The organism is Ideonella aquatica, assembly GCF_018069755.1.
GTDB classification, from domain to species: domain Bacteria; phylum Pseudomonadota; class Gammaproteobacteria; order Burkholderiales; family Burkholderiaceae_C; genus Ideonella; species Ideonella aquatica.
Map to the genome: position 1 here is coordinate 1 of NZ_JAGQDE010000053.1, position 6,215 is coordinate 6,215.

Here is a 6,215-nt window from a genome sequence, read left to right on the forward strand (position 1 = left end):
TGTGAAGGCCGCGGCGCGCCACCTGCGCAGCGTGCAGAGGCAGCCCGAGCGGATCAAGAGCTACTTCGAGCATGAGCCGGTTCGGTATGCGGCTTGAGTTCAACACTTTGATGCCGGCTCAATAACTCTGCGTTAGGCCTCACCCAACACCACATGCGCTACTTCGCTGCACTTGCCTTCGCCGCTTTGGCCCTATCTCAGCCCGCACATGCCGGCATCACGATTCACTTCAAAGGCTCAGCTGCTGACGCCTCGGCAGCGAACGAGATCACAGAGAGAGCCTGTGCACTGGCGCAGTTGAACCAATGGCCCTGCGCCCCAGTATCGGGCGAGGACATTCGGCGCACTGATGGGATAACTGCCAAGTTCATCGCCGAGAACGAGAAGTCAGCAGACCTTAGCGGGGCCAAGGGCGTGGTCATCAAGCCTCACGAGATGTCGGAGCCCTTGTACCTGGTCTTCGGCTCATCCGGGCGAACCCAAAACTTCATCAAGACCCAGTTCGCCGGCGCCGAGACCCACATCAAGGTTGTGGAGCTCCTCGAAGCACTAAAACCCCTCTTCGTCTCCCTCGAGCTTGAAGACGAGGGCGGATACGCCAAAACCAAAGACAAGGACCGCCTTGCCCGGGAAATGGAGGGCGTCACGGTGATGATGGAGAAGATCAAGCGTGATAGAGCTGACGCGCAAGGTCCGATCAAACGCCCTGATGGTCGAATCCTGGACCTCGTCAGCAACAAGAGGTGAGGCCTAACCCTTCGCTGGAACCGACGCCCACCGCCATGACACTTGGCCCGCTTCCCGGCTTAGGCCATCATCCGTCCAGCGGGCCAAGCGCCATGCCGGCGTGCGCGGCTCAGCTCGAACGTTAGGCGTCACAGTGGAACCCTGGTGGCATCAATCAGTCGAGCTTCTAGCTTCTGGTCGAAAAGTCGAAGCCATTGAAGTTACACACGCCGCCGCGGAGGCGGGTAGCCTCGGCGCCGCAGTACGATTGGCGCGGTTTGGCGAGGATGCGGGGCTGTCCCCCGAAGATGCAGACGCGATCATCGAAGACGCCGTCCGCATCGTTAAGGATGGTGACTGCACCGCCCATTGGAACCTCTACTCGGCGTCAGAGTTGCTGCTCGGCTCCTGCGATCCAGAGGAAAAGTATTGGCGAGTCGAACGACATCTCCAGCAATACGCCAAGGCCTCCGGAGATCCTCGGGCCGCGCTAGCGGTCGCCCGGCGGTACTTATTCGGCACGCCTGTTCTTCAAGCCGACATCTCAACAGCCGTTGACTGGTACTACTGCGCCGCCGCTCTTGGTTCTGAAGAAGCTACCGCTGAGCTTGAGGCGATCGTCAGTGACGCCTAACCTTTCGCTGGAACCGACGCACACCGACATGGCACTTGGCCCGCTTCCCGGCTTAGGTCATCATCCGTCCAGCGGGCCAAGCGCCATGCCGGTGTGCGCGGCTCAGCTCGAACGTTAGGCGTCAGACACAAACGCAATGCCCTCCACTCATAAGAGCGTCACGTTGCCGGCGGTGGTGAAAGCTGTGTTCCTCGGCCTTGCTGTTCTTCTCTTGAGCACCATCGTCTCCTTTCTTACCCGTACCGGCGGCATTCGCGTCAACACGGAGGCATGGCCACCGAGTGCGCGCACCATCCTCCTGGAGCGGCCGGGCCAACCAATCACAATCGAGCAGTGGCGGCGGATCGACAAGGAGCTCTCTTCACACAAAGGCAGTGCCAACCCGAGCCACCTATTGGCGGGCGAGGTTCGACATAGTTGGTTCGTCTTTTTTGGGCTGGCGATCGCCGCACTCTGCTTCGTTCGCCGCCTGCGGCCTCTCCCCCCCGTCTTTGCAGGCATCCTTCTTTCGGCGCCCAATGGCCTGGCATTACTCGCAGCGTTCGCTCATACCCACCCGTACTACAGCTAGCTCAGGCCGAAGAACTGACGCCTAACCCTTCGCTGGAACCGACGCCCACCGCCATGGCACTTGGCCCGCTTCCCGGCTTAGATCATCATCCGTACAGCGGGCCAAGCACCATGCCGGCGTGCGCGGCTCAGCTCGAACGTTAGGCGTCACCAACGACCCCGCTGCGACGCTTCCTCATGCACGAAAGCAACACCACGTCGCGAACCCGGAACAAGCGCCGGGACATGGCCTTCGCAAGCGCGCTCTTCTTGCTTGCCGCTCTCGGGCCGGTAGCAATGTGGGCCATCCTGTTTTCGGTTGGGATCCCTGAGTCGCAGTCTGGATCTGAACACGCTGCTTTCCTCGGGAACTACCTGTTTACCGAGTCAGAGCATCCCTGGTTCTTTTTCCTCATGGCCGTACTTCCGTGCCTACATCTGTTCTTGGCAGGATGGCACTGGACAACAAGGACATCCGGTTCAAGGGTTCCGGGTGCCATCTGGGCTGTGAACGGAGTCGCTACGACCTTCCTGATCCTGGTTCTGTGGCAAGCTGCTGTCTTTGCCTTAGCAGCCGGGTACATGGCCCATCGCGCCGGCCGTGACGCCTAACCCCTCGCTGGAACCGACACCCACCGCCATGGCACTTGGCCCGCTTCCCGGCTTGAGCCATCATCCGTACAGCGGGCCAAGCGCCATGTCGGCGTGAGCGGCTCAGCTCGAACGTTAGGCCGCACACGAAGAGCCCGCAAAGGTATGAGAGCAACTCCGCCACTGAGGACTTACGCTTGGGCCATAGCTGTGCTCGCGCTCCTCGTCATTCAGCTGGGCTCCCGGGCGATATCGGCGCACCCGTGGCGAACTGCATTCGCCGTTGGCGGCTTCCTTGCAGCGCTTGCGCTCACCGTTGTGGCAGTGGCGGCGCTGCGAGCCAGGGTCTTTCAAATCGAGGGTGAGGTTTTGCGTGTTAGGTACTGGTGGCGCGCGCAGCATTCAGCCGAGCAGTTGCCACTTGCCAAGCTGTCATCAGTGGGCTTTACGGCCTCTCGGATCCTCGGCCTTCCACTCGTCAGCCTCGCGTTCGGCCCTAGCAAATTCGTGCTCCCTGTCCGCTACGAGGGCGGCCGAGAACTCGCTACCTTCTTGTTTGGTCGGCTCGGCCAGAGCGTTCAGTCCAAGAGTGCGGCCTAACCCCTCGCTGGAACCGACGCCCACCGCCATGGCACTTGGCCCGCTTCCCGGCTTAGGTCATCATCCGTCCAGCGGGCCAAGCGCCATGCCGGCGTGCGCGGCTCAGCTCGAACGTTAGGCAGCATCTATGTTCGCGTGGCTACGTTCCCTCATCAGTGCCGCTGCAGTTGTTGAACTGCACAGTAGCCGCATACGCGTCCGCGACGTTTCAAATCGCAAGGACTTTGATTTTGAGCCGCTGCTGAGCATCGACGCTAACCAACGCGTAGTTTCCGTAGGGCACCCGATCCCTGCCTCGGCTGTTAAGACCTACTCGCCGTTCGCAAGCCCAGCCGCCTTTGCTGATGATCCAAGAATCGCCCAGCTGATTCTGACCTTCGCCTATTCGAAGCTTGGTTCTTCGGCGTGGCTCAAGCCAGCGCCCCGGGTTGTACTAACGGTTGTCGCTGACCACGCGAACGGTGCAGGACACTTGAGTGATGATGTTCTGGTCAAGCTGTCCGCTTCCGCTGGTGCGCGCGCTACCGTGATTCATCGCGGGCGCACCATCTCCGACGCGGAAGCGCTAAGGTTGCTCGATGCGGCCTAACTCTTCGCTGGAACCGACGCCCACCGTCATGGCGCTTGGCCCGCTTCCCGGCTTAGGTCATCATCCGTACAGCGGGCCAAGCGCCATGCCGGCGTGCGCGGCTCAGCTCGAACGTTAGGCGTCAGCAAACACGCCGCCGCACCCCTCCTGTTTTGCTCCAAAGATGATCGAAACCAGGTACTGGCGTGCAGAGCTACGTTCCGAGCTTTCGTGGCTGAAGCGACAGCAGCGCTATCGGCGATGGTCCGCGAAACAACTTGTCCTGTACGAGCGCAGACTGATGCTCGTCGCATTCCAAGTCCGCTCTCTTCTCGAGCGACCGAAAGTCAATGACGCTGCGCGCAGCGCCACAATGCCGGTCGTACGCTACAAGAAGGTCGGAACTCGTCCGTTCACCTACACGGGCTCTGGCTGGCCAGAGGATCGATTCGATATGAACCGCCCGGAACGGGTCTCGCTGTCGGCAATGGATGTGTGCAACCAACTCATCCACTACTATTGGATGCAGACATGGTCAGAGGGAAAAGCGTTCGCAGGAATGCTAGTGTTCTCTGACTACATGCGCCACAAGTGGGCCTACGAGTTCCGAATCGATGACCTACTCCGCCTGTTCCAAGTGTTTGCGCAAGAGTCATCTGTTGTCCTCAGCTCTGAGTCCCGCTGGGACGAGAAGAAGCAAGACTATGTTGTTGTCCGCGCAACCGGCCCGACTGACGCCTAACCCCTCGCTGGAACCGACGCCCACCGGCATGGCACTTGGCCCGCTTCCCGGCTCAGGTCATCATCCGTACAGCGGGCCAAGCGCCATGCCGGCGTGCGCGGCTCAGCTCGAACGTTAGGCGTCACATATGTCCCTCCGCGCAATTGCGACCGCTGTGTGGGAGAACGCAATACCACTCCCCTTCTCGATATCGAGGGACGGTCCACGCCCCTTCTCCGACGCTTGGTTTGCACGGGATCACCCGGATCTGCCCTGCGGCAAGGACAGCAGAGTCGGTGCACGACTGCGCGGTTGGTATTGGCTCGCCACGGACTTATCCAACCAGCAGCTAGTGGAAGCAATCGCAGAATTGCCCGATCCAAAGAGACGGCCGAAGGGCACTGAGCGCTACCGATCGATCGGTGACCGTGCCGCCGAATCGCTCCAAGATATCGCACCGTACATCTGCGCAGCGAGCTTCAATGGACTGCGCGTCGTATACAACGGACACGAGGGCTGGGCAAGAGGGAGGCTGGGTGGTCACTATATGACGCTGAACACCAGCACCGGCGCACTTCGGTTATCGCAGCATCAAGCGCTGCAGCGCCACGGGAAGTGGTGCGCCCGCATATTCACTGAGGACATGATTGAACGCTTGCGCCCGTCCCTCCGGGATAGCACCAAGGTTCTTGCTGCAAGCAAGCTTGGCAGAAACATCGTTGAGCTTGAGTGGCGCTCGAAGTTTGGTTGGCCACTGCTGTGTCGCGCCTAGAGGGGATCGTGACGCCTAACCCTTCGCTCGAGTGGACCGCCACCGGCATGGCACTTGGCCCGCCAGCCGGTGTAGTCCATCATCCGGCCGTCGGGCCAAGCGCCATGCCGGCGTCGGCCCCTCAGCTCAAACGTTAGGCGGCAGATGGCACCGTTCCTCCGCTACACAATCATCTCCGTCCTTGTTCTCGTGGCCGCCCTTGCCTCATACGTAGCCGGTGTGACGGTCGGCCGCACCCAATCGCGGGAAGCTATTCCCGGTCTTCTAGCGTCGGTGCAGGCAGACCTCGCGCTCAACCACATCGTTCGCCTGCGTGAGCTTGAGTCTGACCTCGCCCGCGGTTGCTCGAACGAAGTTCTTGCAAAGCTTCGGTTCGACTTGCATACCCAGATGTATGTGTTGTCGTCCTTGTACAAGGAGCACAAAGGAACCTGGGTAGTGGAGAGCATCGCGAAGCGAGAACCCACAATGCCGGAGCAGCTTGAGCAATTCCGCAAGGCACATGACGCCTGGACAGAGCCCAAATGCACGAAGTAGTGCTGCCGCCTAACCCTTCGCTGGAACCGACGCCCACCGCCATGTCACTTGGCCCGCTTCCCGGCTTAGGTCATCATCCGTCCAGCGGGCCAAGCGCCATGTCGGCGTGCGCGGCTCAGCTCGAACGTTAGGCGGCGCAATCACTTTCCGACCGAGGCTCACCGAATGGCAGAGAGCAAGACCAAGCCCACCGAGAGCAGTGTTGCCGGGTACATTGCCAACCGCGCGAGCGCAGAGCAGGCGGTCGACTGCGCCCACCTAACCGCCTTGCTTAAGAAGGTCACGAAGAGCGAACCCAAGATGTGGGGGCCAAGCATCGTCGGTTTCGGCTCGTACCACTACAAGTACGACAGCGGCAGACAAGGCGACTCCTGCATCACAGGTTTTGCCATGTATTGACCCAGTGAAAACCTGCTCAGGTGTTAATGTCGAAAGGAAGACACCATGAGTATGTTGATGGACGAAGAGATCAAGCGCTGGACGGCCAAGCGCAAGACGGCGTTGGTGCTGGAGATCA

7 protein-coding genes are annotated in these 6,215 nt (G+C 60.6%); all 7 read left to right on the plus strand.

Annotated elements, in window-relative coordinates; genetic code table 11:
• Positions 1 to 153: 153 nt before the first annotated feature.
• Positions 154 to 747, plus strand: a complete 594-nt coding sequence (locus KAK06_RS23920; RefSeq protein WP_210804688.1) for a hypothetical protein — start codon at positions 154 to 156, stop codon at positions 745 to 747.
• A gap of 133 nt (positions 748 to 880) precedes the next feature.
• The gene (locus tag KAK06_RS23925) at positions 881 to 1,360 is read left to right on the plus strand and encodes a hypothetical protein (RefSeq protein ID WP_210804689.1); all 480 of its coding nucleotides are present in this window, start codon (positions 881 to 883) and stop codon (positions 1,358 to 1,360) included.
• Between the two features lie 136 nt (positions 1,361 to 1,496).
• The gene (locus KAK06_RS23930) at positions 1,497 to 1,931 is read left to right on the plus strand and encodes a hypothetical protein (RefSeq protein ID WP_210804690.1); all 435 of its coding nucleotides are present in this window, start codon (positions 1,497 to 1,499) and stop codon (positions 1,929 to 1,931) included.
• A gap of 1,296 nt (positions 1,932 to 3,227) precedes the next feature.
• Complete coding sequence (locus KAK06_RS23935) at positions 3,228 to 3,689, plus strand: hypothetical protein (RefSeq protein WP_210804691.1); 462 nt, start codon at positions 3,228 to 3,230, stop codon at positions 3,687 to 3,689.
• A gap of 163 nt (positions 3,690 to 3,852) precedes the next feature.
• Complete coding sequence (locus tag KAK06_RS23940) at positions 3,853 to 4,410, plus strand: hypothetical protein (RefSeq protein ID WP_210804692.1); 558 nt, start codon at positions 3,853 to 3,855, stop codon at positions 4,408 to 4,410.
• Between the two features lie 895 nt (positions 4,411 to 5,305).
• Positions 5,306 to 5,698, plus strand: coding sequence for a hypothetical protein (locus KAK06_RS23945; protein WP_210804693.1), 393 nt, complete (start codon positions 5,306 to 5,308; stop codon positions 5,696 to 5,698).
• A 165-nt stretch (positions 5,699 to 5,863) separates the two neighbouring features.
• On the plus strand, positions 5,864 to 6,097 hold the full coding sequence (locus KAK06_RS23950; RefSeq protein ID WP_210804694.1) for a hypothetical protein: 234 nt from the start codon (positions 5,864 to 5,866) through the stop codon (positions 6,095 to 6,097).
• The last annotated feature ends 118 nt before the right edge of the window (positions 6,098 to 6,215 follow it).